Genomic DNA, 2984 nt, shown 5'->3' with positions numbered 1-2984 from the left:
GTGATGATGTTGACGACTCCCTTCGGGAAGCCGGCCTTCTCGAACAGCCTGCCGAAGAAGAGCGCCGAGACCGACGAGAATTCCGAAGGCTTCCATACGACGGTATTGCCCGCGGCCAGCGCCGGCGCCAGCTTCCAGGTCGCCAGCATCAGCGGCGAGTTCCACGGCGTGATCGCCGCCACGACGCCCAGAGGCTCGAGCTTGGTGTAGTTGAAAACGCCGGGCTTATCGATCGGGATGACGCGTCCCTCGATCTTGTCGGCCAGCCCGCCGAAGAAGCGGAACCATTGCGGGATGTATTTGCATTGCATCCGCATTTCGTTGATGAGCTTGCCGTTGTCCCGCGTCTCCAGAACGGCGAGATTTTCCGCCTCCTCGGCGACGAGGTCGGCAAAGCGCGCCATGATCTGGCCGCGCGCGCTCGCCGTCATCGACCGCCATTCCCCCCGGAAGGCTTGTGACGCGGCCTCCACGGCCGCATCGACATCGGCAACGCCGGCGCGCGGAACAAGCGCCCAGGCCTTGCCGGTGAAGGGATCGAAGGACTCGAAATACTCGCCCGACGCCGCAGCGGCCCAACGGCCGCCGATCAGCATGGCAAGCTTGTCCTCGGCGAGCGGCGGACGCTGGATCATGCCCCGATTTCCTGCAGGGCCTCGCGGGCGTTGCGGAAGGCGTCGACGCCGGCCGGCACGCCGGCATAGATGGCGACCTGCAGCAGCACCTCGCGGATCTCGTCCTTGGTGACGCCGTTGCGGATCGCGCCCTTGACGTGCATCTTCAACTCGTGCGGCCGGTTGAGGGAAGCCAGCATCGCCAGGTTCAGCATGCTGCGCGTCTTGCGGTCGAGCGTCTCGCGGCCCCATACGGCGCCCCAGCAATATTCGGTCACCAGCTCCTGCATCGGCCGGTTGAAATCGTCGGCGCTGGCGAAAGACTTCTCCACAAACTCGGCTCCGAGCACCGCCTTGCGGATTTCGAAGCCCTTGTCGAACATGTCCTTACCCATCGGGTTATTCCTTTCTGCTTAGGACGGATCAGAGGCCGGGTGTCGGCCGGTATTTGCGACCGCGCGCCAGCACGTGGCCAAGCGAGCCGTCGGTGAGGTAGATCTGGGTGGCCTTGGAATCGTACTGCACGCTTTCCTGGCCGGGATAGCCGAGCAGCTCGCGCACGCGCGGGTTCATGTAGTAAGTGCAAATCGCGATCGTCGTGACGGCAGAGAAGGCGGCGCCGTCTTCCTTGTTCAGCCTTTCGAGATGCGCTTCCGCGCTCAATGAGGGATCGGCGTCGAGCGCACGATAAAATCCTTCCTTGAGATCGACGCGAAAATCGAGCGCCTGTTCGGCATCGGCGAAGCTGCAGACGGAACCGAACGCCGGCATTGTGCCGTGGGCCGGGATGAGGAAGTCCGCAAGAGCGAGGAACGTCTTGTCTTTGCTCATCTCAGGCGACCTTCTGGTTGCGACGTTTCGCAATCATGCGACGTGTGTTGCGCAACGCCACCGCCATGATCGTCGCAGTCGGGTTTGTCGCCCCCGAGGTCGGGAAGGTCGAGGCGTCCATGATGTAGAGATTGGGCACGTCATGGCAGGCACCCCACTGGTCAACCACCGAGCGCTTGGGGTCGTCGCCCATGACGGTCGTGCCGATCAGGTGCCAGCCGGACTCGCGCACCGGCGTGGAAACGAGCGTCTCGATGGCGCCGGCGGCGCGCACCGATTCCAGGCAGCGGTCGATGTTGAACTGGAGTAGGCGGTTCGAGTTCTCGTTGACCTTGTAGATGATCTGCGGCGCCGGCAGGCCGTCGGAGTCGACGAGATCCTTCGACAGCACCACCTGGTTCTCCTCTTCCGGCAGGTCCTCGCCGACAATGCCCCAGATCAGCGAATGACCGAAGCGGCGGGCGACATTCTCGTGCAGGTTGGCGCCCCAGAAATCCTGGAAGCGGCCTTCCTCGGCGACATAGACCTTGGAGCCGATAGCGCCCGAGACGCCGACCGGACCGCCCGATGGCATGCAGTTCCATTTCGATCCACGCACAAAGCCGCGCCGCTCGTCGGTCTCGTAGAATTCGAGCGAATAGACCTGCTGCCCGAACGGGCCGCGCCAGGAGTCCAACGGATCCGCGTAGGAGGCAAGGATGCTGGCGAAGGGATGCATCATCAGCCGCTTGCCGACCATGCCCGAAGAGTTGGCCAGTCCGTCCGGGTGTTTCGCTCCGCCCGACATCAACAGCAGCCGCGGCGTGCCGACGCCATTGGCGCAGAGGATGACGACCTTGGCGCGCTGGCGCCGGTCGCGGCCATTGGCGTCGACATAGACGACGCCGGTGGCGAGCCCCTGCTCGTTGGTCTCGACCTCCTTGACGCGGGCACGCGTGACAAGCCGGGCGCCGGCCTTCAGCGCAAGCGGCCAGTGCGAACGGTCGGTGGTCGACTTCGCGCCTTCGGGGCAACCGGTGAGACAGGTGCCGCGCCGCACGCAGGCGTTCAACTCGCCGAATTTTTCGGACGGTATCGCATTACTGCCCGGCCACCAGTGCCAGCCCATGCGCTCCATGCCGAGCGCGCCGCGCAGACCGACGGAGCCTATCGGCAGCGCCGGGAAAGGATATGGTCCCCGTGGCGGAAATGCCGGGTCGCCGGCAAGGCCAGACACGCCGACCTCGCGCTCGATCTCGAGCTGGTAGGGCAGCAGATCCTCATGAGAGAAAGGCCAGTCTTCGGCCACCCCGTCGAGCGAGCGGACGCGGAAATCCGAGGGTAGGAAATGCATCCATTGCGCACCGTAGAGAGTGGCACTGCCGCCGACGCCGGCAAACATCAGCGGATTGATGTCCGTGGTCGAGGTGTCGACCGGATAGTCGTTCGGGTTGTCGCGCACATTGGGGTTGGGGTGCCAGAGCTTGGTGCTGACCAGCTCGTGCTCCGGCCGCGCCCCGGTGTAGTCGTTATATTCGGGCCACTCGCCCTGCTCCAGTA

Annotated in this window: 4 protein-coding genes; all 4 read right to left on the bottom strand. The window is 64.5% G+C overall.

Features of this window, described 5'->3' with window-relative positions:
- Positions 1–635, bottom strand: a 635-nt coding sequence (locus EOA27_RS29795) for an aldehyde dehydrogenase family protein (protein ID WP_245491197.1), incomplete at its 3' end; no start/stop codon positions are given.
- Complete coding sequence (locus EOA27_RS29790; RefSeq protein WP_040985791.1) at positions 632–1009, bottom strand: carboxymuconolactone decarboxylase family protein; 378 nt, start codon at positions 1007–1009, stop codon at positions 632–634. The genes EOA27_RS29790 and EOA27_RS29795, both read right to left, overlap by 4 nt.
- 28 nt (positions 1010–1037) lie before the next feature.
- A complete protein-coding gene (locus tag EOA27_RS29785; protein WP_126081364.1) occupies positions 1038–1445 on the bottom strand; it encodes a hypothetical protein in 408 nt (135 codons plus the stop codon).
- Between the two features lies 1 nt (position 1446).
- On the bottom strand, positions 1447–2984 hold a 1538-nt coding region (locus EOA27_RS29780), incomplete at its 5' end, for a GMC family oxidoreductase (RefSeq protein WP_145970614.1).

Origin of the sequence: Mesorhizobium sp. M2A.F.Ca.ET.037.01.1.1, from assembly GCF_003998075.1 — a bacterium.
In the GTDB taxonomy this organism is placed as follows: Bacteria; Pseudomonadota; Alphaproteobacteria; order Rhizobiales; family Rhizobiaceae; genus Mesorhizobium.
The sequence above is the reverse complement of the archived record's forward strand: the minus strand, read 5'-3'. Positions and strand labels throughout refer to the sequence as shown.